We start from the raw sequence: 24,836 nt of genomic DNA, 5'->3' as shown, positions 1-24,836 counted from the left end.
AAAAACCACCGCCCTGCGCACGTCAATACACATCGCGGCGGTAGCGCCCCTCGGCGGCCAGCGCGTCGAGCGCGGCGCGGCCCAGGATCTGCCGCAGCGCCGCGTCGACGCCGCCGGCCATGCCGTTCAGGCTGCCGCAAACATAAATCGCCGCGCCCTGCCCGACCCACTGCGCCACCTCGTCGGCGTTGCCCAGCAGCCGGTCCTGCACATACAAGCGCTGCGCCTGGTCGCGCGAAAACGCCAGGTCCAGGCGCGCCAGCGCGCCGCTGGCCTGCCATTGCTCGATGTCGTCGCGGTAATGGAAATCGTGGGCGGCGTTGCGCTCGCCGAAAAACAGCCAGTTGCGCTTCTGCCCGGCCAGCGCGCGGCTTTTCAAATGCCCGCGCAAGCCGGCGATGCCACTGCCGTTGCCGATCAAAATCAAGGGCCGCGCGGCGTTGTCTTCCAGGCGGAAACGGCGGTGCTGGCGCAGGCGCAGCTGGACCGGCTCGCCAATGCCGGCCTGTACCGCCAGCCATCCCGACGCCAGCCCCAGGCCGCCGTCGGGATGCGCGTGCAGGCGCACCAGCAAATGCACCCGGCCGTCCTGGGTGATCGAAGCGATCGAATATTCGCGCGGCCGGGCCGGGTCGGCCGGCGCCGCCACCTGCACCAGGTCGCCCGAATGCCACTGCGGCAGCGCACCGGCGCCGCGGTCAAGCGCGATATGGTAGACCGGCGCGCCGGCGCTGCCCGGATTGAGCAGGCGCCGCTCGGCCAGGCGCCACTGTTCGAAGGCCGGCGCGCTCCAGTCCGGCGCGTCGCTGGTACCGGCCAGGTGGCTCAGCTGGCGGAACCACGGTTCGATGGCGGCGGCCTCGCCGCGGTTCACTTCGACGCGCGCGAACAGCCGCGCCGCGCCCTGCGCCGCCAGCCACTGGTCGAGCGCCCGGCCGAAGCCGCAAAACCGGGCGTAGGCGCTGTCGCCCAGCGCCAGCACGGCGTAGTGCAACTGCGCCAGCGGCAGCGGCGCGCCCATTACCCGATCGAGGAAGGCGGCGGCGTTGTCCGGCGCGTCGCCCTCGCCGTAAGTGCTGACCAGGAACAACACGCGCTCGGCGCCCTGCAAGTCGGCGCCGGCCAGTTCGGCCAGCGCGCACAGGCGCACCGGCAGCCCGGCCAGGCGCAGCGTCTGCGCGGTTTGCCCGGCCAGCTCCTCGGCGTTGCCGGTCTGGCTGGCATAGGCGACGATCCAGGCCGGCGCCTGCGCCAACGCGGCGCGTTCGCGCTGTGCGGCGCGGCGCTTGCGGCGCTGGCGCAGATACGGCGCCAGGCACACCGCCGCGTAACCCAGGGTCAAACCGGCCAGCAGCGCCAGCCGGGTGGGATCGGAGGTCAACATCATGCGTCGAGCATGCCTTGCAGGTGGCTGCTCAGGCGTTCGCTGAAGCCGGCGCCGTCGCGCAGCACGAAGCGCGCGGCCAGCCCCAGCCGTTCGGCCAGCGCCAGGCCGGCATCGAGGCCAAGCACGGTGAGCGCGGTCGACCAGGCGTCGGCCGCCATGCACGCGGCATGCACCACCGTGACCGAAGCGAGCAGGTTGGCGATCGGCGCGCCGCTGCGCGGGTCGATGGTATGGGGGAAACGCCGCCCGTCCTGTTCGAAGAAGCGCCGGTAGTCGCCCGAGGTGGCGACCGCCAAGCCGTGCAAGGCCAGCACCATCTGGCCGGGAGCGCCGGCGGCGCCTTCATCGGCGCCGTCAACCTGCTCCAGCGCGACCCACCACGGTTGGCCGTCGGGCTTGGTGCCCGCGCCGCGCAACTCGCCGCCGACGTCGACCAGGTAATGGCGCACACCCTGCCCCTCCAGATAACCCGCCAGGAGGTCGACGGCATAACCCTTGGCCACCGCCGACAGGTCGAGCAGCGCGCCGCCGGGCTGGCGCGCGCGGCGCGACACCGGGTCGAGTTCGACGCTGCGGGCGCGGTGTTGCGCCAACAGCGCCGCGGCCTGGCCCGGCGTCGGCGCGGCAAAGCCGGGCTGGTCGAAACGTCCGGTCGGGCCGAAGCCCCAGCGGTTGACCAGCGCCCCGGCGCAGGGATCGTAGGCGCCGCCGCTCTGCCGCGACACCGTCAAGGCAAACGCCAGCACCTCGAAAAACCCGGCCGGCAGGCTGTGCCAGGTGCCGGCCGGGGCGCGGTTGAAGCGGCACAGGCTGGAGTCGTCGTACCAATGGCTCATCTGCGCGACGACGCCGTCGAGTTGCTGCTGCAAACCCTCTTGCAGATGCTCGCAGCGGCCCGCCGCGACCAGCCGCACCGACCAGGTGGTGCCCATGCTGGCGCCGCTACAGTCGCGGATGGTGCCGCCGGCGGGCGCCGGGTGCGCGGAAAAATGGTGAGGCAGGAGTACCCGGCGCATCGTCAGTCTTTATAGAAAGGGTTATTCGGGCAGCACTTCGACGGTCGCGGAATAGCTGACGCGACGCGGCGGCTGCACCGCGGGCTGGTCGGCAACGGCGGGCGCGGCGGCCGGCCAGCTGCTGCTCAGGAAATACATGCCGGCGGCCGGGATCGTAAACGTGACCTCGCCCTTGGCGTCGGTGCTCAGACGGATCTCGCCCAGCACGCCGCGGTAACGCACCCCGCCCGCCACCAGACTGAAGGCCTGGTGGGCCGCCGGCTTGCCGTCGAGCAGGAAACGCCAACTGGCTTTTTCACCGGCGCGCATATCGTTCGGATGGGTCAACGGCACCAGTTCAAGGCCGGCACCGCTTGGCTTGAAGACCGCGTCGTTGGTACTATTGGCGCTAAAGAAGGTTTCCAGGCGGCTTAGCATGCGGGTCGCCTTGACGTCCTGCGCGCCGGCCGGGATGTCCTTGGCGAACGCCTCTTCGGAACCGCGCCAACGCTTCGATTCGCCGTTCAGCTTGTAGCTGGCCATCATGTTGTGGGAAACGATGGCGGCCTTATAGGTACCCGGCTTGAGCATTTTCACGTCGAACACACTGCGCAGGCGGCCGGTGAGACTGTTTTCCGGCTGCACGCGGGCGCCGTCAGGACCGGTGATTTCCAGCGCGTCGAGCTTCAGCGCCTGGTGGTCGATGTCGAACAGGTCTTCGGAAATGGCGGCGTCGACCGTCACCCAAGGATCTTTCGACTCGACCATGGAGCTCGACGGCACCATCCAGGGACGGTGCGCCTGCGCATTCAATGCCAGCCCGGCCAATGCCAGGGCCGCCAGCGGCTTACTCATATTCATGAACATGGTTTTCCAGTCTTACGGTTTGAGTTGGACAGCGACGGCACCGAGTTCTTCCTTGCCTTTGGCGGGTAGCGCCAGCGCCGACTTCGGCGGCCACTGGAACGGTACGCGCACCAGTTCGCGGCCACCGGCCTCGCGGGTCGCCTCGATTACCACCTGGTAATCGCCGGCCGGCAGCTTGTCCAGCGCCGCCTTGGCGCCAGGGAAACTCAATGTGTGTTCGCCGGGCGCGCGCGTGGCGCCGCTGACGCCGTCCATCGGCATGGCCAGGTCGCGCCCGCTCTTGCGCCACCACTGGCGCATGTCCTTCAACCACTTGGTGCCGGCGTTGTCTTTCTTTTTGACGTCGTACAACACGGACAGGTTGGCCAGCACTTTTTGATCGGCGCCCTCGAGCCACACCGCCACGTAGGGACGGTGGTATTCAGCGACGTTCAGTTGCGGAATTTCAAACTTGAGGGCCAGATCGGCCGCCATCGCAGAGGCGCTCATCAGCGGAATGCTGAGCGCGATGGAATAGCGTAATTTCATGGTGTGCCTGTCAAAATAAAATGAATCGAAGAATGCCGAAACTGATTGGTTACATTAGTGGATAAACAAAATAGCGATGACGCACGGAATCACGATGCCCAGGCCCACCATCGGCCAGGTGAACGGCCGGTTGGCCGCGTGGAACTTCAGAATCAGCAAACCGGTCAGGCAAAACACCAGGCAAGCCCCGGCGAATATATCGATGAACCAGTTCCAGGCGGTGCCGGTGTTGCGGCCCTTGTGCACGTCGTTCAACCAGGAAATCCAGCCGCGGTCGGTCAGCTCGTACTCGGCGGCGCCGTCCTCCAGGCCAATGCGCACCCAGGCGTCGCCGCCGGCCTTCGGCAACGGCAGATAGACCTCGTCGACCGACCACTCGGCGACGCGGCCGCCGGCTTGGAGCGACCAGGTGTCGCTCAACCAGCGTTCGGCGCCGGCCGGCAAGGGCTCCTTGGCGCCGTCGTGGCCGGCGGCGAACTGGCGCAACTCGGCTTGCAGCGGACCCGGCAGCGTCGCGTTCTTGCGCGTGACGGCGGGCTTGGCCTCGATCTGCGAGGCGTGGTTGAGCGTGATACCGGTGACGCTAAACAGCAGCATGCCCAGCAGGCATAACGCCGAACTGATCCAATGCCACTGATGCAAATTCTTCAGCCAAACGGCGCGGCCGGCGTTGCGGTTCGAACTGCCCGCCTGCGGATTCACAGGCAGTCGCCTAAGGCGGTATGCGTCATTGCTATCCTTCATCAAAAAATTGTTCAGCCTGCGACCGTGGCTGGCCGATCCATTCTAAGGAGCAACGACTACGACTGGCAAGAAGACTGGCGAGAAATATAAATGATAATGATTATCATTTATAAAGTCAACTACCAAGTGCCGGCTGATACATGCCGATACAAATAGGCCGGTTCATGCAGCCGCGCGTGGATAGGCGGCCAGCGTACGTTGTCGAACAGAGTCGCGCGGGGCAAGCGCTTATTGTTATGTTCAGGACAAACCGACACGCCCGATTTTAAGGAGATAACATGACGCAATTCGCACAAGACCAACTCGACGCCATCAAGGCGAAAATCAAGCACGTGGAATTTGGCATGCTCACGACGAGCAACGTCGCGGGGCGGCTGACCAGCCGGCCGATGACGCAGCAGCAGATCGACGGCCAAGGGCAGATCTGGTTCTTTACCTCGGACAAGTCGCCGTTCACCCACGAACTGCAGGCCAATCCGCAGGTGAACGTCAGTTTCAGCGACATTAAGGAAAGCCTGTACGTATCGGTGTCGGGCCACGCCGAATTGCTGAAAGACCGGGCAAAAGCCGGGGAAATGTGGAATCCCATCGTCAAAGCCTGGTTTCCGGAGGGATTGGACGACCCGCATCTGGCCTTGATCAAGGTCAGCATCGAAACGGCCGAATACTGGGATTCCCATTTGAGCAAAATGGCCCAGTTGTACGCGATGGCGAAGGCCGCGGTGACCGGCGAGCGGCCGCAGGGCATGGGCGAACACGCCAAGATCGACGTCAACGCGCCGCGCTAAGGCGACTGGAGGGGAATATGCGGGCCGCAGTCGCCCGGCAAAAAAGCACCCGCGAAAAGCCGGGGTCAGACAGGTCCGACCCCGGAGTTAGGCCCTTGCTTCAAGGACCTGGCTGAAGCCCTTACTCAACCTTTTCCTGGCCGCCTTGCTGCTGCTCTTCCGCGCTCTGGCGGTTGCGGGCGCGGTCGGCGCGCCGCACTTCGCCGAGGATGAATTGCTCGTCGCCAATGTCGAAACCTTCGTCAAAGTCGACCAGTATGAAATTCGGGTCCTCTCGTTCGGCGCGCTGCTGGGCGCCGGAGGACGATCCTTGTTGGCTTTCTTGGCTATTACCTTGGCTGTTACCTTGGTTAGATGAGTTCATGACACTCTCCTTGATGGTCTCGATACGCACAATGGAAGCGAAGCAAAAGCTTGCCTGAACTCATATTAGTCCACGCCTTCCCTTCCTGTATAGGACTAAAACGGCCACGATCGCAAGATTTATCCTACGCAAGTGCAAGCGGGAAACGAATGTTTCTCGCTTGCACCTTAGGCCCCGCAAGTCCCGCCTGCGGTCTTCAAGGAGAGCACATTCGGCTACTGGGCTCAGCGCGAACCCGAGCCGCCGGACGAGCCACCCTTCTGACCTTGGCGGCTGCCGCTTTCGCTATCCTTGCTTTGACGGCTGCCGCTTTCGCTGTCCTTGCTTTGACGGCTAGCGCTTGCGCCGCCGCCCTTTTCCTCCTGATCCTGATCCTGGTCGGCGCGCGCCGTGTCGCGCGAACCGCTGCCGCTGGCCGCGCTTTGGCGGCTGCCGTCGTTCTTGTGGCTTTGGCTGCCTGCCCGGCGCGCCTCTTCCGAGGTGAACTCATGAGCGGTACCCTTCTCATGGGCGGCGCGCCCGCCTTCGCTGGCGATCTCCCGTTGCAGCTCGGGGTCCATCGACGCGAAACCGCGCTTGCTGGTGTCGCTTTGCTTGCTGTCGCCGCTCTTGTCTTGTTTGCTGCCTTGTTTATTATCGTTGCTGGATGTGGCCATGATTATCTCCATTTGTAACGGATTGAGATCGCCCAATCATCTTGGCGTCCCGCTAAGGGAAAGTTCATGGTAGTGCGCGCGCCTGCGTTCCAAAATAGGAGAAAAACACGCACGCCTGTAGGACCAGTCTTGCACCCCGTTGACCTGTCTCAACCCCGCCCGGGCAGCGCCAGCACCGCCTCGCCGGCGACCAGGAACAACCGCTCGCCGGCCGCTGGCGCGACCGCGAAGCCGCCGGTGAACGCGCCGAACGACGGCAACACCGCGCGCGCCGCGCCGACCAGAAAACACGGCAAGCGCAGCGCGTCGCGGCCCGCCGCCAGCCGGAACACCGGGTGCACGTGCCCGGCCAGCACGTAGCCGGGCGCCGCCAGGTCCGGATGGTGGCACAGCGAAAACGGCCCGAGCTGCCACGGCTCGTCGACCATTTCGATGCCCAGCAGGGCCGACGGATCGCCGGCGTGCCGGTCGTGGTTGCCGCGCACCAGCGTCAGCGCCAGCTTTCGATGGCGCCCGCGCCAGGCCAGCATGGCCGCCAGCGTGGCCGGCGCGTGGGCGGCGCGGGCGTGCAGGAAGTCGCCCAGGAAGACAATCCGTTCCACCGGGTGCAGGGCGAGCAGTTCGTCGAGCGCCGCCAGATTGGCCGAGGTGGTGCCGCGCGGCACCGGCACGCCCTGCGCGCGGAAGGCGCTGGCCTTGCCGAAATGGATGTCGGCGACGAGCAGCGTCTTGCGGCGCGGCCAGTACAGCGCCTTCTGCGGCAATAACAGCACGGACTCGCCGGCCAGGCTGAGCGCGTACGCCGTCATGCGGCGGCCTTCTCCAGCTCGCGCAGCAGGCGGCCGATGCGGTCGGCGAGTTTTTCGGTTGTCAGTTTTTCTCGGAAACGCTCGACCATCAGGCCAAAGCCGAACGGCGTGGCGCGCTTGGTTGGCTTGAAAGCGATGCGGCGCCCCTGCAACTCCAACAGGGTGGCGCGCAGGCGCGTCAGCTCCAGCTCCTGCTCCAGCACTTCGCGCTGGGCCTGCGTGAGCAGCAGATTGCCGGCGTCGTGCTTGCGAAACACCTCGAAGAACAGCGACGACGACGCCTGCAACTGGCGCGCGCTCTTCGGCTGCCCCGGATAGCCTTGGAACACCAGCCCGGCAATGCGGGCGATTTCGCGAAAACGCCGCTGCGACAGCTCGGTCGCGTTCAGGCTGGCCAGCACGTCCTCCAGCAGGGCGTCGGCGCTGAACAGGGCCGCGCCGCCATCGGCGCCCTGGAACAGCGCCGCCACGTCCAGCGATTCCGGCCCCAGCAGCTCGAAACCGTAATCGTTGACGGCAATCGAAAACGTCGCCGCTTGCAGCCGGCCGATGCGGTAGGCCAACAGCGCGGCCAGCCCGATGTGCACGGCGCGCCCGGCGAACGGGAACAGGAACAGATGCCGGCCCTCGCGGCTGGCCAGGCTTTCGACTAGCAGCGTGTCGGCCGACGGCAGCGCCGACCAGCGCTGCTGGATCTCCAGCAGCGGCTTCAGGGCCAGCATTTCCGGGCCGTCGTAGCGGCCCAGCGCGGCCAGGCGCAACTGTTCCAGCGCCGCGTGCGCCAGCTCCGACGACAGCGGCATCTTGCCGCCCTGCCAGCGCGGCACCGCCCCCTTGCTGCCGCTGGCGCGCTTCACATACGCGGTCATTTCATGGACCCGCACAAACTCCAGGATGCGCCCGCCGAACAGGAAATGGTCGCCCTGCTTGAGGCGCGAGATAAAGGCTTCCTCGACGCTGCCGATTTTGCCGCCGCGCATGAATTTGACCTGGATCGACGCCTCCGAGACGATGGTGCCGATGCCCATCCGGTGGCGCCGGCCCAGCGCCGCGTCCGGCACCCGGTAGACGCCGTCGGCGTCGGCCAGCACGCGCCGGTATTCCGGGTACACGGTCAGGCTCTGGCCGCCGCGCGCGACGAAGTCCAGCGCCCACTGCCATTCCCGCGGCGTCAGCGCGCGGTACGACCAGGCCGTGCGCACCTCGTCGTACAGCGCGTCGGGGCGAAAACCGCCGCCCAGCGCGACCGTGACCAGATGCTGCACCAGCACGTCGAGCGGCTTGTCCGGCGCCGGCCGCGGCTCGACCCGGCGCTCGGCCACCGCCTGTTTCGCGCCGGCCGCCTCCAGCAGCTCCAGGCTGTGGGTCGGCACCAGCGTCAGGCGCGACACGCGTCCGGGCGCGTGGCCGCTGCGCCCGGCGCGCTGCAACAGCCGGCCGATGCCCTTGGCGCTGCCGATCTGCAGCACCCGTTCGACCGGCAGGAAGTCGACGCCCAGGTCCAGGCTGGAGGTACACACCACCGCCTTCAAGCGGCCGTCCTTGACACCCTTCTCGACCCAGTCGCGCACCGCCTTGTCGAGCGAGCCGTGGTGCAGCGCGATCACCCCGGCCCAGTCCGGCCGCGCCGCCAGCAGGTTCTGATACCACAGCTCGGCCTGCGAGCGGGTGTTGGTAAACACCAGCGTGGCCTGGTGGCGCTCGATCTCGGCCACCACCGGCTGCAGCATGTCCAGGCCCAAATGGCCGCTCCACGGAAAGCGCGACGGCTGCGGCGGGATCAGCGTGTCGACCAGGATCTGTTTGCCGATATCGCCCTCCAGCAGCAGGCCGCCGGCGTCGGCGCCGCCCAACAACACGGCCTGGGCCTGGGCGACGTCGCCGATGGTCGCCGACAGGCCCCAGGTCAGCAGCGCCGGATTCCAGCGCCGCAAGCGCGCCAGCGCCAGCTGCGCCTGCACGCCGCGTTTGCTGCCCATCAGCTCGTGCCACTCGTCGAGCACCACCATGTCGAGCATGCCGAACCGGGCTTCGGCGTCCGGTTTGCTCAGCAGCAAGGTCAGGCTTTCCGGCGTCGTCACCAGCACCTCGGGTAGCGTCTTGGCCTGGCGCGCGCGCTGCGCCGCGCTGGTGTCGCCGGTGCGCGCGTCGATGCGCCAGCCGGGCGCCAGCGCCGCGCCGGACTCTTGCAAGGCGCGCAGGGTGTCGGCGGCCAGCGCCCGCATCGGCGTAATCCACACCACCCGCAGGCCGCGCTTCGCGGCCTTGCCGCCGGCGTCGGCGCGCGCGCCGCGCAACAGCGCGGCAAACCACACCGCGTAGGTTTTGCCGGCGCCGGTGCTGGCGTGCAGCAGCCCGGAGCGGCCGGCCAGCGCCGCCCGCCACAGCGCGCGCTGGAAAGGGAACACCCGCCAACCGCGTTCGTCGAACCACTGGTCGATGCGCCGCGCCAGCGTCATGGAGGCGCCGCCAGCAGGCCCTTGAGCGCGTCCAGCGTGTCGGCGTCGTCGACGCTTTTGTCGTCGCGCCGGCGCAGGATGCGCGGAAAGCGCACCGCGATGCCGGCCTTGTGCCGGCTCGACGCGGCGATGCCCTCGAAGCCGATCTCGAACACCATGCTCGGCTTGACGCTGCGCACCGGGCCGAACTTCTCGATCGTCGTCTTGCGGATCACGTTGTCGACCTGGGCGATTTCGGCGTCGGTGAGGCCGGAATACGCCTTGGCGAACGGCACCAGCTTGCGCCCGCCCGCCCCGGCGTGGCCGGGGTCCGGGTCGGCGTCCCAGACGGCGAAGGTGTAGTCGGTGTACAGCGAGGCGCGGCGGCCATGGCCGCTTTGCGCGTAGATCAGCACCGCGTCGATGGTGTAGGGGTCGATCTTCCACTTCCACCAGGTGCCGACGTCCTTGGTGCGGCCCACGCCGTAGGCGCCGTCCCGCGCCTTGAGCATCATGCCCTCGACGCCGCGGGCGCGCGATTCGCCGCGGATCGCCGCCAACTCTTGCCACTGCGCCGCGACGATCAGCGGCGACAGGCGCAACTGCGGCGCGGCCACCCGCGCCACCAGCGTTTCCAGCAGCGCGCGGCGCTCGCGCTGCGGCAACGCGCGCAGGTCGAGGCCGTCCAATTCCAGCAGGTCGTAGGCGACCAGCGCCGCCGGCAGCTCGGCCAGCAGCTTGGCCGACAGGCTCTTGCGGCCGATACGCTTTTGCAGCTCGCTAAACGGCGCCGGCGCCTCGCCGGCGTGCCATATCAGGATCTCGCCGTCGACGACGCAGCCGTCCGGCAGGGGCAGCGCGGCCAGCTCGGGGAAGCGTTCGGTGATCAAGTCCTCGCCGCGCGACCAGAGCCAGCTTTGGCCCTCGCGGCGCACCAGTTGCGCGCGCATGCCGTCGTATTTCCACTCGACCTGCCAGCGCCCCGGTTCGCCCAGCGCCTCCGGCTCGCCCTGCAACTGGTGCGCCAGGAAAAACGGATACGGCTGGCCGCCGCGCAGCGCGTGCTCCTGCTCGGAGCGGGCGCCGATCAATTGCAGGAAACCGTGCGCGGTCGGGCTGACGGCGCCGTCGGTCCAACCCATCAGGCGCTGCGCGATCAACTTGCTGTCGACGGCGGCGATGGCGCTCAGCGCGCGCGTCACCAGCAGCTTCGAGACGCCGACGCGAAAGCCGCCGCCGATCAGCTTCACCAGCAGGAAACGCTCGCGCGCGTCCAGCTCGTCCCAATACTGGAATAGCGCCGCGCGGATGGTTTCCGGGGCGGCGCCGCGCAACGGCGCGATGCGCCCCTCGATCCACTCGGCCAGGCCGACGTCGCTGTGGCGGCTGGGCGCCGGCAAAATGTGCGCGATGGTTTCGGCCAGGTCGCCGACGGCGTCGTAGCATTCGGCGAACAGCCAGTCGTCCAGCTTGGCGTAGGCGGTCGCGTACGCGCGCAGCAGCTTGCTCGGCACGGCCTGGCGCGGTTTGCCGCCGGCCAGGAAATACACGGCCCAGGCCGCGTTCTCCGGCGCCGCGCTGCTGAAATAGGCTTGCAAGGCGTCGAGCTTGCGCTTGGTGGCGGTGGTTTCGTCGAGCTCGGCGTACAGACGGGCGAATTCACGCATCGGCGGCTCCGTCGGGCGACGCCGCGGTTGCGGCGGCCGGGCCGGCGTCGGCCACCTCGGCCGCCTCGGCCGCCTCGTCGTCGCCGTACTCGGTGTCGAAGGCGCCGGCCTGCCAACCCTTCTGGCGCAGCCAGCGCACCATCGTTGGAATCGAGCCGTGCGTGACGATGACGCGCTGCGCCCCGCTCGCTTCGACGGCTTGCATCAGGCCCGGCCAGTCGGCGTGGTCCGACAGCACGAAGCCGCGGTCGACGCCGCGCCGCCGGCGCGCGCCGCGCAGCAGCATCCAGCCGCTGGCGAAGGCGTCGCTGTAGTCGCCGAAGCGCTTGATCCACGGCGAGCCCGCGGCCGACGGCGGCGCGATGACGATGGCCCGCTTCAGCGCGGCGCGGTCGGCCAGCTCGTGCACCATGCGCGTCGGCGGCAGGCGCACGCCGCAGTCGCGGTAGACCTGGGTCAGCGCCTGCGCGGCGCCGTGGCAGACGATGGGGCCGATGTCGGCGTCGAGGCCGCTCAGGATGCGCTGCGCCTTGCCGAAGGCGTAGCAGAACAGCACGCTGGCGCGGCCCTCGGCGGCGTTCTTGCGCCACCAGTCGTTGATGTCGTCGTAGACTTCGCGCTGCGGCTGCCAGCGGTAAATCGGCAAGCCGAACGTCGATTCGGTGATGAAGGTGTCGCAACGCACCGGCTCGAAGCCGGCGCAGGTGGCGTCGGCCTCGACCTTGTAGTCGCCCGAGGCGACCCACACTTCGCCGCGGTGTTCGATGCGCACCTGCGCCGAGCCGAGCACGTGGCCGGCCGGGTGCAGCGATATCGTCACGTCCTTGTGTCGCAGCGGCACGCCGTATTCCAGGCCGTCGATATGGATAGGACCCAGGCGCGCGCGCAGCACCGGCACGCCGGCGGCCGCGCTGAGGTAATGGCCGTGGCCAACGCGGGCGTGGTCGGCGTGGGCGTGCGTGATCACCGCCCGCTCAACCGGACGCCACGGGTCGATGTAAAACTGCCCCGCCTCGCAATACAGGCCCTGCGGCCGCACCACCACCAAATCCGCCATGCCGCCGCTCCAATGTCAGTCACGATGGTTGATTCTAGTTAAAAGCATGGCTGGCGACTGTCAACTGGCGCACACAAAACCGCCGGCGCAACCCCGGGGGCGGACCTGAAGGTCTGCCCCGGCTCGTTGCCGCCGGTGTGGTGTCGGCGCCGCCGGCGCGCTATCCGACGGCGTGTTGGTCACGCCGGTGTGACAAACTCGGCCATGAAGGTCTTGGTGGTGCGTTCGGGAAATTCGATGGTGACCATGTCGCCGGCCACCGACAGCACCGTGCCGATGTCGAATTTCGGCACCTTGACCTGGCTGCCGACGGTGATCGCCGGGACGGGCGCCGGGGCCGGCGGGGCGACGGCGTCGTCGACATGGCCGGCGTCGCTGAGCGCTTCCATCACGGCCGGCGGCGCCAGGCAATTGTCGCAGTGGCAGCAGCGCTCGAAGTCGGCCTTGTCGCCGAAATAGTCGAGCAGCAGCTTCCAGCGGCAAAAACCGCTTTGCGCGTAGCCCACCACCTGTTCCAGCGCGGCGCGGTCGCGCTCCTGCTTGTCGACGTAGACCTGGGCCAGTTGCTCGAACACGCCGGCCGCCGGCGCGCCCGGCTTGGGCAGATACGCCAGCCGGCGGTTCTGGCGCAGCAGGCGGCCGTCCTTGAGCAGCTTCAGGCATACCCGCAGCCGGCCCTCGGCGACGCCGTCGACCTTGGCCTTCAATTCGTCGAACGTGAAGCTGGAGCGGCCCGCCGCCAGCTCCCTGGCGGCGTCGAACAGCTGGCGCAGCTCCTGCTCCGTCGGGTAGTGTTTGGCCAGGAAAAACTGCTGCACCCGCTTGTCGTCCTGGAAGTACAGCAGCGTGCACTCGGCCGGCAAGCCGTCGCGCCCGGCCCGGCCCGATTCCTGGTAATACGCCTCCAGGTTGGCCGGCACCTGCAGGTGGATGACGAAGCGGGTGTCGCTCTTGTCGATGCCCATGCCGAAGGCGTTGGTGGCAACCATGACGCGCCGCTCGCCGGCCATGAACAGGTTCTGGTTGTCCTCGCGCTCGCGCGCCGCCAGCCTGCCGTGGTACAGCGCGACGCTTTCGCCGGCCTCGCGCAGCATGTCGTGCAGTTGCTCGGCCGCCTTCACCGTGGCGGCGTAGACGATGCCGACGCCGGCGCTGTCGCGCACCAGGCGCAGCGCCTCGGCGTTCTTGTCGTCGGCGTTGGTGCATTGGATGACGCGGTAGCGCAAATTGGCGCGGTAGATGCCGGTGTTGACGACGTGCATCGCCGGCGCCCCCAGTTGCGCGGCGATGTCGGCGCTGACGTCCTCGGTGGCCGTGGCCGTCAGCGCCAGGATGGTCGGCCGGCCCAGCGCCTGGATCGCCGCCGCCATCTCCAGATAGGCCGGGCGGAAGTCGTGGCCCCATTGCGAGATGCAGTGGGCCTCGTCGATCACCACCAGCCCCACCGGGGTGTGCTCGAACAAGGCCAGGAAGTCCGGCGTGCCCAGCCGCTCCGGCGTGCAAAAGACGATCTCGCTGACCCTGGCGCGGATGCGCTCGATGGCGTCGCGCTCCTCGCCGCGCGTCAGGCTGCTGTTGACCTGGGCCGCGCTGATGCCGACCTCCTGCAATTTGTCGAGCTGGTCCTTCATCAGCGAGATCAGTGGCGAGACGACGATGGTGGCGCCGCCGAGGATCGAGGCGGGGATTTGGTAGCACAGCGACTTGCCGCTGCCGGTCGGCATGATGGCCAGCGTGTCCCGGCCTTCGAGCACGCTGTCGATGACGTGCTGCTGGCCGTCGCGCAGGCGCTCGACGCCGAACACGGTGCGCAGCAAACGGTCGACTTGTTTGCGCCGCGCCGCCGGGCGCCGCTGCGCGCCGGCCGACGCGGCGCCATTTTCCTGCTGGCTCGCCATGGCTTGCTCCAATGTAAAGGCGGCGCCCGCGCCCCGTGCCCGCACCAACTTTACGGTTGCGAGCGTTGCCGCGCTATAGGACGACGGCTACGCCGGGCGTAGGAGGGGGCGACGGCGCCGCGGCCGGTTTGGCGCGGCGCAAGGGGGCGACGCTTGCCATCTACCCAAGGCAAGGCGCCGGGCCGACGCCAGTGATAATAACGCCTGCCACGCCGGAGCCCTTACTCGGCGCCGGCGTATTCCAGCGCCGCCTTCAACTCCATCAAGTCATACGGCTTGCGCAGTATCCGCGCTTCAAAGCCGATCCCCTCCAGCGTTTCCTTGCCATAGCCGGTGGAGAAGATAACGCGGATGCCGGGCTTGTCGCGCAGCACCAGCCGGGCCAGTTCGATGCCCGACATGCCCGGCAGGCTGACGTCGGAAAACAGGATGTCGAAGTCGTGCTCGCGCACCAGCTCCCAGGCGCGCTCGCCGTCGGAGACGCCGCTGACGGTGTGTCCGAGCATGCCCACCAGCTCGCACACCATCTGCTGCGAGTCCAGGTTATCCTCCACCACCAGGATTTTCAGCGAAGTCGGCGCCACGCCCGGCTGCGCCGCCAGCGCGTTGTTGGTCAGGTTCAGGCTCGTCCCCCCCGGTATCGATTGCCGCGCGCGCTCCTGGTTCTGCTGGCGCCGGCCGGCCAGCACCTGGCGCAGCTTGCGCGCCAGTTCGTCGCGGCGGTACGGCTTGCTCAGCAATTCAACGCCGGCGTCGAGCCGGCCGCCGTGCACGATGGCGTCTTGCGGATACCCCGACGTAAACAGCACCGCGATGTCCGGCAACAACTCCTGCGCCCGCCGCGCCAGGTCGGGGCTGCGCACCGGCCCCGGCATGATCACGTCGGTAAACAACAAATCGACCTGCGCGCCGCCGTGCAGCGTCGCCAGCGCGCTTTCGCCGTCCTCGGCCTTGAGCACCGTGTAACCGAGTTCACCCAGCATGTCGACGACGGTGGCGCGCACGCCGACGTCGTCCTCGACCACGAGGATGGTTTCACTGCCGCCGGCGACCTCGTCGCCGAAGCCTTCGTGGTGCCGCTGCGCCTCCTGCAAACAGCGCGGCAAATAGATTTTGACGACGGTGCCGCGGCCCGGTTCACTTTCAATGCGGATGTGGCCGTGGCTTTGCGTGACGAAGCCGTAGGCCATCGACAGGCCCAGGCCGGTGCCCACGCCCTCGGCCTTGGTGGTGAAAAAGGGCTCGAAGGCGCGTTGCAGCACGTCGCCGGACATGCCGCAGCCGCTGTCGCGCACGCTCAGCAGCACGTACTGGCCGGGTTGCACGCCGGCCAGCTTGCGCGCGTAGCGCCCGTCGATGACGGCGTTGCCCAGCTCGATGTCCAGGCGGCCGGCGCCATCCATCGCGTCGCGCGCGTTGATGGCCAGGTTGAGGATCACGTTCTCCAACTGGCTCGGGTCGACCAGCGTGTTCCACAGGCCGCCGCCGACCACGCTGCTGATCTCGACCGCCTCGCCCAGCGCGCGCCGCAGCAGCGCGTCCATATCGCGCAGCAACCGGCCCAGGTCGGCCACCACCGGCTGCAGCGGCTGGCGCCGGGCGAACGCCAGCAGGTGCGAGGACAGCTTGGCGCCGCGCTCGACGGCGGCGATCGCCGTCTCCAGGCGCTGGCGCGTGGCGCTGTCCTGCGGCGCCTGCTGGTACAGCAGGTGCAGATTGCCCGAGATAATCTGCAGCACGTTGTTGAAGTCGTGGGCGATGCCGCCGGTCAGCTGGCCGACCGCCTCCATTTTCTGCGCCTGCAGCAGCGCCTCCTCGGCCTTGGCGCGCTCGGCCACCTCGCGCGCGACGCGCTGCTCGAGCGTCTCGTTCAACTCGTGCAGCGCCTGCTCGGCGCGGCGCCGCTCGGTGATGTCGGTCTGCACCGCGATCAACGCCTGCGCCCGGCCGCTCTCGTCGACCAGGCGGGCAAAGTTCGACGCCACCCAGACCTGGGCGCCGTCCGGCTTCAGGTAGCGTTTCTCCAGCGTGAACGGGGCGCCGGTGTCGACCAGGCGGCGCCGCAGCGCGGCGTTGCCGGCGACGTCGTCCGGATGCATGATGTCGTCCATGTTCAACGCCAATAGCTGCTCGGCGCCGCGCCCGAGCATCGCGCACAGCGCGCCGTTGACGCGGCGAAAATTGCCGTCCAGGTCCAGCTCGGCCAGGCCGACCGAGGCTTGGCCGAAAATCGCCGCCAGCCGGTCCTGGCTGGCGTGCAGCGCCTCCTCCGTCAGCTTGCGCCCGGTGACGTCGAACGACACCCCGACGTAGCGCCGCGGGCCGGCGCCGGCCACCACCTCGCCCTGGCGGGCGATCCAGCGCAACTGGCCGTTGTCGGGCCGGCGGATGCGGTACTCGACGTAGGCCAGCGGATTGCCCTCGAGCCCGAGTTGCATGCGCGCCGGGCCGATCTTGTCGCGGTCCTGCGGCTCGACCAGCGCCGCCAGCGCCGCCGCGTCGACCGGCCGCTCGTCGGCCAGGCCCCAGATGCGCCGGAACGAGGCCGACACCAGCACCTCGCCGGTGTCGGGGAACCATTCGAAGCTGCCGACCCCGCCGGCCTGCTGGGCGATGCGCCAGCGCTCCTCGTTTTCCCGCGTCTCGGTGACGTCGACGCCCTCGACCAGGATGCCCGAGACGGCGCCGGCGCCGTCCTTGATCGGCTGGTAGACGAAGTCGACGTAGCGCGTCCGCGCCGGGCCGCCGTCCGGCGGCAGCAGTTCGACCTCGACCTGGCGGCCCTGGTACGGCTGGCCGCTGCGGTAGGCGGCGTCGAGCAGCTCGATAAAGCCCTGCGCGCGCACCTCGGGCAGGGCCTCGGCGAGCGGGCGGCCGATCAGCGCGCGGTGCCCGGTCAGGCGCTGGTAGGGCCGGTTGGCCAGCTCGAACACGTGCCGCGGGCCGCGCAGCACCGCCATGAAACCGGGCGCCTGCTCGAACAGCGCGCGCAGCAGGCCGCGCTCCTCGTCGAGCCGGACGTTGGCCTCGCGCGCGGCGTGGCCCTCGGCCGCCAGCGTGCGGTTCACCACGCCCAGCTCCTCGCTGGCGCGGCGCAGGCTGCGCTCCTGGCGCAGCCTGCCGGTGATTTCCACCACCGTGCACAGCACCCCGGCCACCGCGCCGGACTCGTCGCGCACCGGCGTGTAGAACAGGTCGAACCAGACCTGCTCGGGGGCGCCGTGGCGCAGCAGCACCATCGGGTTTTCGCGGTGCGCCCGGGCCTCGCCGCGCAGGCCGGCCTCGAGGACGGCGCGGTTCCAGTCCCAGATTTCCGGCCACACCTCGGGCACGCTGCCGCCCAGCGCGGCCGGGTGCTTGGCGCCGGCGATGGCGGCGTAGTCGTCGTTGTAGACCATCACGTGGCGCGGCCCCCACATCAACACCATGGCGATCGGCGAATTGAGCACGATGTCGACGCTGGTGCGCAGGCTGGCCGGCCAGTCGGCGATGGCGCCCAGCGCGGTGCCCGACCAGTCCAGGGCGCGCACCAGCTCGCCGGTGGCGCCGCCGCCGCGCGGCAGGTAGCCGGCCGTCATGCGCAACCGTCCAACTGGTGCTGCCGGTCCTGCGGCGCCGGGCCGTGGCGCGGCATGGTGACGGTGAAGACGGTGCCGTCGCGCTCGTCGGAGGCGACCGCCACCGCGCCGCCGTGGGCCTGCACGAACATGCGCACCGCGTACAGCCCCAGGCCCAGGCCTTGGGCGCTCTTGCGGCTTTCGCTGCCCTGCTGGAACGGCTCGAAAATATGCGGCAGCAGTTGCGGCGCGATGGCGCCGCGGTTGCGCACGCTGACCCTGACGGCGTCGGCGGCGCCGCCGTCTACGCCCAAATGCACCGTTTCGCCGCCGTCGCCGTGGTTCAGCGCGTTGCTCAGCAGGTTCGACAGCACCTGCGAAAAAATGCCGACGTCGACCACGCCGCAGGTGTCGCCGCTGGACGCGATGGCGATGCGCGCCGCTTGCCCGGGGCCGGCGAATTCGTCGGCGATGGCGCCGCAGATGCGCGCGTAGTCGTCGCGCGCCGGACGCAGTTGCAGCGCGCCGGAGCGGGTGCGCGCCAGGTCGAGCAACTGGTCGACCATCTGCGCCATGCGCTTGGCGCTGCTCTGGATGCGCTGCGCCGTCATGACCACCTTCGGCTGCTCGCTCATCAAGGGCAGCAGCATGGCGCCGTTCATCACCACCGACAGCGGGGTGCGCAAGTCGTGCCCCAGCACGGCGGTAAACATTTCATTGAGGCGCAGCGCGTGCTTGAGCTCCTCGAGCTGGCTCGACAGCTGTTTTTTTTGCTGGTGCAGCTCGACGAAGACCTTGACCTTGCTGACCAGGGCCTTGGCGTCGACCGGTTTGAACAGGAAGTCGACGGCGCCCGCTTCGTAGCCGCGGAAGCTGTAGCTGGGCTCGCGCGTGGCGGCGGTAAGGAAAATCAGCGGAATGGCGCGGGTGCGCTCGCTGCCGCGGATCAGCTCGGCCAGTTCGAAGCCGTCCATCTGCGGCATCTGCACGTCGATCAGCGCCAGCGCGACCTCGTGCACCAGCAGCAGTTCCAGCGCGGCGGCGCCGGAGGCCGCCTTCAGGATGGTCATGCCGGGACGCGCCAGCAGCGCCTCGGCGGCGACCAGGTTTTGTTCGATGTCGTCGACGACGAGGATGGAGATGGTCGGGGTCACGGTCGTCTTTTAGCGCGCGCCGGCGCCGGTTGTATTATTGGTTGGGCTGCCCAGGCGGGCCGGGCCCGCCGCGATCTGTTCGATGCCGGGCACGGCGTCGGCGCCGGCCAGCGCCAGCGCGGCGGCGTCGGCGTCGGCCGAGGCGCCGCTGAGGACGATGCCGGGCGCGCCGGCGCCATACGCCAACGCCGCCGACTCCGGCGCGGCGTCGATCGACGGGCGCGAGAAGTTGACGGCCTGGTCCCGCGACAGCGCGACGCTGCGCTCGGACTCGAACAGCACATGATAATCGGGCGCGGCGAAATACGCGGTTCCGTTGGCAAGCGCTTGCTTGTCCTCGACTTCGCGCGGCGGCAGTGCGTCCATGTCAGATCCGCTGGTAGATTTTGGCGGCCGGCGCGACTTCGCGGAAGGCCCCGGCGTGCTCGCCGAAGCGCAGGCTCTCGCGCATGCCTAGGCCGAGGAAGCCGCGCTTGACCAGGGCCTCGTGGAACAGGCCGGTGGCGCGCCCTTGCAGGGCGCGGTTGAAGTAGATCATCACGTTGCGGCACGACACCAGGTGCACCTCCGAAAACACGCTGTCGGTGGCCAGGCTGTGGTCGGCGAAGACGAATTGCTTGCGCAGCCGGCGCTCGAAGACGGCGCCCTTGTAGGCCGCCGTGTAATAGTCCGACAGCGAGCCGCGCCCGCCGGCCAGGCGGTAGTTGTCGCTGAAGCGGGCGATGCGCTCGATCGGGTAGATGCCGGACTCGGCGACGGCGAGCGCGTCGACGTTGATGTCGGTGGCGTAAATCATGCTGCCCTCGAGCAGGCCCTCCTCCTGCAGCAGGATCGCCAGCGACCAGGCTTCCTCGCCGCTGCTGCAGCCGGCCACCCAGATCTTGATCGACGGATAGGTCCGCAGCACCGGCACGACCTGCTCGCGCAGCGCGCGGAAATACGCCGGGTCGCGGAACATCTCGCTGACCTGCACGGTAAAGTATTGCAGCATCTGGGCGAACACGGCCGGCTCGTGCAGTACGCGGTCCTGCAGCTGCGACACCGTCTGGCAGGAAAACCGCGTCATCGCCTGGCGGACGCGCCGGCGCAGGGACGCGACCGAGTAATCGCGGAAGTCGTGCTGATACTTCAGCAATATCCCCTCCAGCAATAATTTCAGCTCGATGTCGAACACCTTGTCCACCGCCACTCCCGCTCCATCCATGTACGGACAGATGCTACCAGCTTTCGTATTGTCTTTCGCACACGATAGAAGCGCAAAGCGCGCCGGCCGGCGCGCCCGCTCAGGCGTCGAGGCCCTTCATGCCCTCCTCGGTGTAGCGGGCGCCGGCCGCCATGCCCAGCGGCAACGCGGCGCCGATGCGCGCCAGCTCGGCCCGGTCCAGGCGCACCTGCAGCGCGCCGAGGTTCTCGCGCAGGTAGCCGACCCGTTTGGTGCCGGGAATCGGCACGATGTCGTCGCCCTGCGCCAGCAGCCAGGCCAGCGCCAGTTGCGCCGGGCTGCAACCCTGTTCCAGCGCGATCGCCTTGACGGTGTCGGCGATGGCCTGGTTGCGGACGCCGTTTTCGCCCGAAAAGCGCGGCAGTTGGCCGCGGAAATCCGCCGCCGCGCCGGGCGCCGCCACGCCGGTCAGGAAGCCGCGGCCCAGCGGACTGTACGGCACGAAGGCGGCGCCGACCTCGCGGCAGGCTTGCAGCACGCCCTGCTCCGGCTCGCGCGTCCACAGCGAATACTCGCTCTGCACCGCGGCGATCGGGTGGATCGCCGCGGCGCGCCGCAGCGTCGCCGGCGAGACCTCGCTCAGGCCGATGGCCCGCACCTTGCCCTCGCGCACCAGCCGCGCCAGCGCGCCCAGCGACTCCTCCAGCGGCGTCTCCAGGTTCAGCCGGTGCAGATAATACAGGTCGATGGCCTCGACGCCGAGGCGCTTGAGCGAGGCTTCGCAGGCGCTGCGCAGGTAGGCCGGCGAATTGTCGACGCGGCGCTGGTAGGCGCCGGCCGCCCGCACCAGCCCGGCCTTGGTGGCGACGACGGCCCGGCCGCGGCGCCCCTTCAGGAAGCGCCCGAGCAATTCCTCGTTGGCGCCGAAGCCGTAGGTGTCGGCCGTGTCGAACAGCGTCACGCCGGCGTCGTGCGCCGCCGCCAGCGTTTCCAGCGACTGCGCCTCGTCGGTCGCGCCGTAAAACTCGGACATGCCCATGCAGCCCAACCCCAGCGCCGACACGGCGATGCCGCTATTACCCAGTATGCGTTGTTGCATGAAGTGTTCCTTTCAATGGAGTCGAAACGCCAGTCTAGGCGCCGCGCCCGGCTTGTGGAATGCGCCATTTCGTGATACCTATAAGGTATGAGAAAACTCGACACCAATGGATTGCAGATGTTCGTCGCCGTGGCGCTGTGCCTGAACTTCCGCCAGGCCGCGCAGCAATTGCATATGACCCAGCCGCCGCTGTCGCGCGCCATCAAGGCGCTGGAACAGCGCCTTGGCGTGCGCCTGTTCGAGCGCGACACCCAGGGCGTGGCGCTGACCGAGGCGGCGCGCCAGCTGCTGCCGCAGGCGCGGCAGATCCTGGCGCTGCTGGAGCGGGCCGAACGTTCGATACTGCGCGACCCGGCGCCGGCCGGCCTGCGGCTCGGGTTGACCAGTTCGGTCGAAGCGGGCATGTTCGGTCCGCTGCGCGCGGCGCTGGCGGCGGCGCTGGGCCACAGCGCGCTGGAATTGACGTTCGCGCCGTCGCCGCGGCTGGTGGCGGCGCTGCGCGCCGGCCGCCTGGACGCGGCCATCGTCGCGCTGCCGAGCCAAACCTTCGAGCTGGCACTGCAGCCGCTGGGGGCGCAGCCTATCGTCGTCGCGCTGCACAGCGGGCACCGGCTGGCGCGCCGGCGCACGCTGGCGCTGGCCGACCTGGGCGGCGAAGCGGTGTACTGGTTCGAGCGGGCGCGCCAGCCGGCCTTCTTCGACCACTGCCACGCGGTGTTCGCCCGCCACGGCTTCGCCCCGAGCTTCCTGCGCGAGCCGCTCGACCACCACGTGCTGCTCGGCGACGTCGCCAGCGGCAAGGGCGTGGCGCTGCTGGCCGAGTCGTTCAAGGCGCTGCGCCTGGACGGCGTGTGCTACCGCAGCCTGGCCGAGGGCGGCGAACTGGCGCTCGGCGTCGGCCTGGCCACGCCGGCCGACGCGCACCCGGCCACGCCGCTGCTGCGGGCGCTGGCCCGCGAACACCTGGGCCCGCCGGCGTGAGGCCGCCGGGGCTGGCACCTTGAACGCCGCGCCCTTCTTTCCCCAACTGACCGCCCTTATTTTTTGGAATACCCGATGCAAGTACCTCAAAAAAGAACCTGGCTTCTCCAAGCGTTTGTCATCGTCCCGGTATGGTTTGGCTTGTCCGCCTGCACTTCGGCGGCAATGGATGCCCCAAGCGGCAATGCGGTCTATCCCGGCAAGTCGTGGCAAACCATCCCGACGACTAGCCTGGATGCAAAATGCAGTCAAGAGTTGGACGCAACTCGCAGCTATTTAACAACGCAGGCCACGACCGCACTCGTCGCGGTACAAGATGGCCGCACCCTGTTCAGTTATGGCGCGGTCGATTCCACCAAGCACCATATCGCATCGGCGCGAAAAAGCGTACTCGCCATGATGTTTGGCAAGTATGTCGAGAACGGCAACGTCGATTTGGACAAAACCATGGCCGATATCGGTATCGACGACGTCGGCGGCCTACTACCGATTGAACGGCAAGCCCGCTTGCACGATTTGCTCAGCGCACGCTCTGGCGTGTATCACCCTGCCGCGAACGGCGGTGACAAGCTCGCCTTTGCACCGCCGCGCGGTTCACAAGTGCCGGGCGCATATTTTCTCTATAACAATTGGGATTTCAACGCGGCAGGCAGCGCATTTGAGATGCTGACGCAGAAAAATATTTATCAGGCGTTTGCCGACGATTTGGCCGGACCGTTGCAGCTTGAAGACTTCAACCTGAAAAAGCACAGGAGGGGGGGCGATCATAGCCGCTCCGAACACATGGCCTACACCTTTTATCTGTCGGCGAGGGATCTGGCGCGGCTGGGCTACCTGATGCTTGAGCACGGCCAGTGGCGCGGCAAGCAAATCATTCCCGCCGACTGGGTGGCGAAAATCAGCCGCAGCGTCACACCTTCGGCGGACATGCACCCGGCCAGCGAAACCAGGCACGGGCTCGGATATTCTTATCTCTGGTGGACGTTGGAAGAGCCGGAAGGGTCTGTCCTGCAAGGCGCCTACACGGCTAGAGGCCATTTCGGGCAATATCTACTGGTCGTGCCCAAACGCCACATGGTCATTGCGCATAAGCGTGAGGTACCGCCCGGCACCGCGCTGGATGCCGACCTGCGCTGGGTCCGTTGGAGCGACTTCCTGGTCGCCGCGAGGATGCTTGCGGCGGCGCCATGCGGGGGTGGCAAGGCGTAACCTTGCCACGCCGATCAAGGCTTACCGTCAAGCGGACGCCTTAACGGCGATGAACTCGCCCTTGCCGACCGGGACCAGGCAGCAGGTGAAGCCGGCGTCGGCGCCGATCGCCTCCACGAAGGCGGCCATTTCGGCGTAGTGCGAGGTGGCGTTGTCAACCACCAGCACGCCGCCGGCGCGCAGCACGCGCTCGAGCTGCGGCCACCAAGCCTGGTACTGGCTGCGCTTGGAATCGAGGAAGATGAAATCGTAGGCGCCGTCGGCGGCCTCGGCCAGCACCCGGCCGGCGTCGGCCAGCAGCGCCCGGATGCTCGCGCCCGACCCGGCGCGGGCGAAATTGGCCTGCGCCAGCGCGAATTTATGCGCCGCATACTCGACCGTGGTGACGCTGCCGCCGAGCGCGGCGGTGGCGCGCGCCAGCCACTGCGTCGAATAACCGTTCGCGGTGCCTATTTCCAGCAGGCGGCGGGCGCCGCGGGCCTGCACCAGCACCGCCAGCAGTTCGCCGGTGTCGCGCGTGATGTTGAGCATTCTGCGCTCGCGTTGCGCGTGGCTGTGGTCGTTGTCTTCGCCAAACGCTTCCAGTTCGCGCAGCAGCGCGTTCAATGCGGTCATGTCCTCGCTCCGTGTCGACGGTGGATAAAATAGAGCGCGGAAATCCTGGTCGGCTTGAGTACCCGTAGAAAAAACCGGCACTTCCTGATACCCGCCAAGAGCACTACCAAGTGGACGGTACTCGAGGGAAGCCACGCTGACGCGCCGGTACGGGTGAAGGTTTCGGCGGAAGCCCGCAAACTCGACCCCAGCCTGCCCAAGACTTGGCAAGCGCGCGCCATCAGAACCATTGATGCCAAGGGACGCGTTTCCACGCTGCTGACGTCGCTCACTGAGCGCCTGCTGTTCCCCGCGGCAGAACTGGTTGCATGCTACGCCCGGCGCTGGCACGTTGAAACGAGCTATCTGGAAATCAAGCAATCGATGATCGGGATGAAGCACACTTTGCGCAGCAGAACCAAGGAGGGGATCAACCAGGAGATTTGGGGCTTGCTTATCGCCTACAACTTGCTGCGCACAGAAATGGCAAAAGCCGCGCTGGAGGCCAATTGCGAACCGACGGACATTAGCTTCATCCGAGCATTCCATAGTTTCCAGTATGAGCTGCGCTGGCTAGCAATTACAAAGGCGCAAGGCAAAATGCCGGCGTTATTGCAACGCCTGCGGCAGCGTTTGGTCCTTCTGCATGACCCGCCACGGCCCGATCGAAAGTTCGCTCGCACTGTCAAGTCAAAACCACAGCGCTGTCCTTATAAGACAACAAAAGGAACCAGTACAACAGAGACAACCAAGACAACTAAATGGGCCAAGACAACCAAAGAAAATCCGTGACTATTCAGCCTGAGCGTACAGCGTAGAAAGTTGTTGTAAACGAATCGTGGATAACGCATCATGCGTGCATGCCACCAAAACCGCCCCGCC

At 67.9% G+C, this 24,836-nt stretch carries 22 protein-coding genes; 4 read left to right on the top strand and 18 right to left on the bottom strand.

Annotated features, from left to right (window positions below):
* Nucleotides 1–22: 22 nt before the first annotated feature.
* Genes ACFDR9_RS05685 through ACFDR9_RS05665 form a run of 5 tightly spaced genes read right to left on the bottom strand, consistent with a single transcriptional unit; the run spans nucleotide 23 to nucleotide 4,479 of the window.
* Entirely contained in the window at nucleotides 23–1,387 is a 1,365-nt protein-coding gene (locus ACFDR9_RS05685) for a sulfite reductase subunit alpha (protein WP_409030359.1), read from the bottom strand.
* Nucleotides 1,384–2,403 carry an FAD:protein FMN transferase gene (locus ACFDR9_RS05680; protein ID WP_409030358.1) on the bottom strand — a complete coding sequence of 340 codons (1,020 nt, stop codon included), beginning with the start codon at nucleotides 2,401–2,403 and terminating at the stop codon, nucleotides 1,384–1,386. The genes ACFDR9_RS05685 and ACFDR9_RS05680 overlap by 4 nt, the downstream gene beginning before the upstream one ends.
* Before the next feature lie 21 nt (nucleotides 2,404–2,424).
* Nucleotides 2,425–3,243 carry a DUF4198 domain-containing protein gene (locus tag ACFDR9_RS05675; protein WP_409030357.1) on the bottom strand — a complete coding sequence of 273 codons (819 nt, stop codon included), beginning with the start codon at nucleotides 3,241–3,243 and terminating at the stop codon, nucleotides 2,425–2,427.
* 18 nt (nucleotides 3,244–3,261) lie between these two features.
* Complete coding sequence (locus ACFDR9_RS05670; protein WP_409030356.1) at nucleotides 3,262–3,777, bottom strand: DUF2271 domain-containing protein; 516 nt, start codon at nucleotides 3,775–3,777, stop codon at nucleotides 3,262–3,264.
* A 54-nt stretch (nucleotides 3,778–3,831) separates the two neighbouring features.
* Complete coding sequence (locus ACFDR9_RS05665; RefSeq protein ID WP_409030355.1) at nucleotides 3,832–4,479, bottom strand: PepSY-associated TM helix domain-containing protein; 648 nt, start codon at nucleotides 4,477–4,479, stop codon at nucleotides 3,832–3,834.
* Between the two features lie 320 nt (nucleotides 4,480–4,799).
* On the opposite strand from ACFDR9_RS05665, the gene ACFDR9_RS05660 reads away from it, so the two are divergent.
* A complete protein-coding gene (locus tag ACFDR9_RS05660) occupies nucleotides 4,800–5,309 on the top strand; it encodes a pyridoxamine 5'-phosphate oxidase family protein (RefSeq protein WP_409030354.1) in 510 nt (169 codons plus the stop codon).
* A gap of 121 nt (nucleotides 5,310–5,430) precedes the next feature.
* Here the strand turns inward: ACFDR9_RS05660 and ACFDR9_RS05655 are convergent, their stop codons facing one another.
* From ACFDR9_RS05655 to ACFDR9_RS05600, 12 genes are all read right to left on the bottom strand, one after another.
* On the bottom strand, nucleotides 5,431–5,673 hold the full coding sequence (locus ACFDR9_RS05655) for a hypothetical protein (protein ID WP_409030353.1): 243 nt from the start codon (nucleotides 5,671–5,673) through the stop codon (nucleotides 5,431–5,433).
* Nucleotides 5,674–5,897: 224 nt separating this feature from the next.
* Entirely contained in the window at nucleotides 5,898–6,329 is a 432-nt protein-coding gene (locus ACFDR9_RS05650; RefSeq protein ID WP_409030352.1) for a KGG domain-containing protein, read from the bottom strand.
* Between the two features lie 149 nt (nucleotides 6,330–6,478).
* Entirely contained in the window at nucleotides 6,479–7,138 is a 660-nt protein-coding gene (gene pdeM, locus ACFDR9_RS05645; RefSeq protein ID WP_409030351.1) for a ligase-associated DNA damage response endonuclease PdeM, read from the bottom strand.
* Nucleotides 7,135–9,597, bottom strand: a complete 2,463-nt coding sequence (locus tag ACFDR9_RS05640; protein ID WP_409030350.1) for a ligase-associated DNA damage response DEXH box helicase — start codon at nucleotides 9,595–9,597, stop codon at nucleotides 7,135–7,137. The genes pdeM and ACFDR9_RS05640 overlap by 4 nt, the downstream gene beginning before the upstream one ends.
* A complete protein-coding gene (locus ACFDR9_RS05635; RefSeq protein WP_409030349.1) occupies nucleotides 9,594–11,243 on the bottom strand; it encodes an ATP-dependent DNA ligase in 1,650 nt (549 codons plus the stop codon). Before ACFDR9_RS05635 ends, ACFDR9_RS05640 begins: the two co-directional genes overlap by 4 nt.
* The gene (locus ACFDR9_RS05630; RefSeq protein WP_409030348.1) at nucleotides 11,236–12,300 is read right to left on the bottom strand and encodes a ligase-associated DNA damage response exonuclease; all 1,065 of its coding nucleotides are present in this window, start codon (nucleotides 12,298–12,300) and stop codon (nucleotides 11,236–11,238) included. The genes ACFDR9_RS05635 and ACFDR9_RS05630 overlap by 8 nt, the downstream gene beginning before the upstream one ends.
* 179 nt (nucleotides 12,301–12,479) lie before the next feature.
* Complete coding sequence (locus tag ACFDR9_RS05625) at nucleotides 12,480–14,198, bottom strand: RecQ family ATP-dependent DNA helicase (protein WP_409030347.1); 1,719 nt, start codon at nucleotides 14,196–14,198, stop codon at nucleotides 12,480–12,482.
* A gap of 221 nt (nucleotides 14,199–14,419) precedes the next feature.
* Entirely contained in the window at nucleotides 14,420–17,776 is a 3,357-nt protein-coding gene (locus ACFDR9_RS05620) for a PAS domain S-box protein (protein WP_409030346.1), read from the bottom strand.
* Nucleotides 17,773–18,909, bottom strand: a complete 1,137-nt coding sequence (locus ACFDR9_RS05615; RefSeq protein ID WP_017879099.1) for a hybrid sensor histidine kinase/response regulator — start codon at nucleotides 18,907–18,909, stop codon at nucleotides 17,773–17,775. Before ACFDR9_RS05615 ends, ACFDR9_RS05620 begins: the two co-directional genes overlap by 4 nt.
* Before the next feature lie 9 nt (nucleotides 18,910–18,918).
* Entirely contained in the window at nucleotides 18,919–19,275 is a 357-nt protein-coding gene (locus ACFDR9_RS05610; RefSeq protein ID WP_409030345.1) for a chemotaxis protein CheB, read from the bottom strand.
* Nucleotide 19,276: 1 nt separating this feature from the next.
* A complete protein-coding gene (locus tag ACFDR9_RS05605) occupies nucleotides 19,277–20,113 on the bottom strand; it encodes a CheR family methyltransferase (RefSeq protein WP_409030344.1) in 837 nt (278 codons plus the stop codon).
* A gap of 79 nt (nucleotides 20,114–20,192) precedes the next feature.
* On the bottom strand, nucleotides 20,193–21,170 hold the full coding sequence (locus ACFDR9_RS05600) for an aldo/keto reductase (protein WP_409030343.1): 978 nt from the start codon (nucleotides 21,168–21,170) through the stop codon (nucleotides 20,193–20,195).
* An 87-nt stretch (nucleotides 21,171–21,257) separates the two neighbouring features.
* On the opposite strand from ACFDR9_RS05600, the gene ACFDR9_RS05595 reads away from it, so the two are divergent.
* Both ACFDR9_RS05595 and ACFDR9_RS05590 read left to right on the top strand, forming a co-directional pair.
* Complete coding sequence (locus tag ACFDR9_RS05595) at nucleotides 21,258–22,151, top strand: LysR family transcriptional regulator (protein ID WP_035787930.1); 894 nt, start codon at nucleotides 21,258–21,260, stop codon at nucleotides 22,149–22,151.
* 75 nt (nucleotides 22,152–22,226) lie between these two features.
* Nucleotides 22,227–23,360, top strand: a complete 1,134-nt coding sequence (locus tag ACFDR9_RS05590) for a serine hydrolase domain-containing protein (protein WP_409030342.1) — start codon at nucleotides 22,227–22,229, stop codon at nucleotides 23,358–23,360.
* A 27-nt stretch (nucleotides 23,361–23,387) separates the two neighbouring features.
* Here the strand turns inward: ACFDR9_RS05590 and ACFDR9_RS05585 are convergent, their stop codons facing one another.
* Nucleotides 23,388–23,975, bottom strand: a complete 588-nt coding sequence (locus tag ACFDR9_RS05585; RefSeq protein ID WP_409030341.1) for an O-methyltransferase — start codon at nucleotides 23,973–23,975, stop codon at nucleotides 23,388–23,390.
* A 54-nt stretch (nucleotides 23,976–24,029) separates the two neighbouring features.
* Between ACFDR9_RS05585 and ACFDR9_RS05580 the strand changes: the two genes are divergently transcribed.
* On the top strand, nucleotides 24,030–24,746 hold the full coding sequence (locus ACFDR9_RS05580; RefSeq protein ID WP_409030340.1) for a transposase: 717 nt from the start codon (nucleotides 24,030–24,032) through the stop codon (nucleotides 24,744–24,746).
* Nucleotides 24,747–24,836 lie beyond the last annotated feature (90 nt).

The organism is Janthinobacterium sp. CG_23.3, assembly GCF_046115965.1.
Lineage (GTDB): Bacteria > Pseudomonadota > Gammaproteobacteria > Burkholderiales > Burkholderiaceae_D > Janthinobacterium.
Note: the sequence above shows the minus strand (reverse complement) of the source record. Positions and strands in the feature narration are given on the sequence as shown.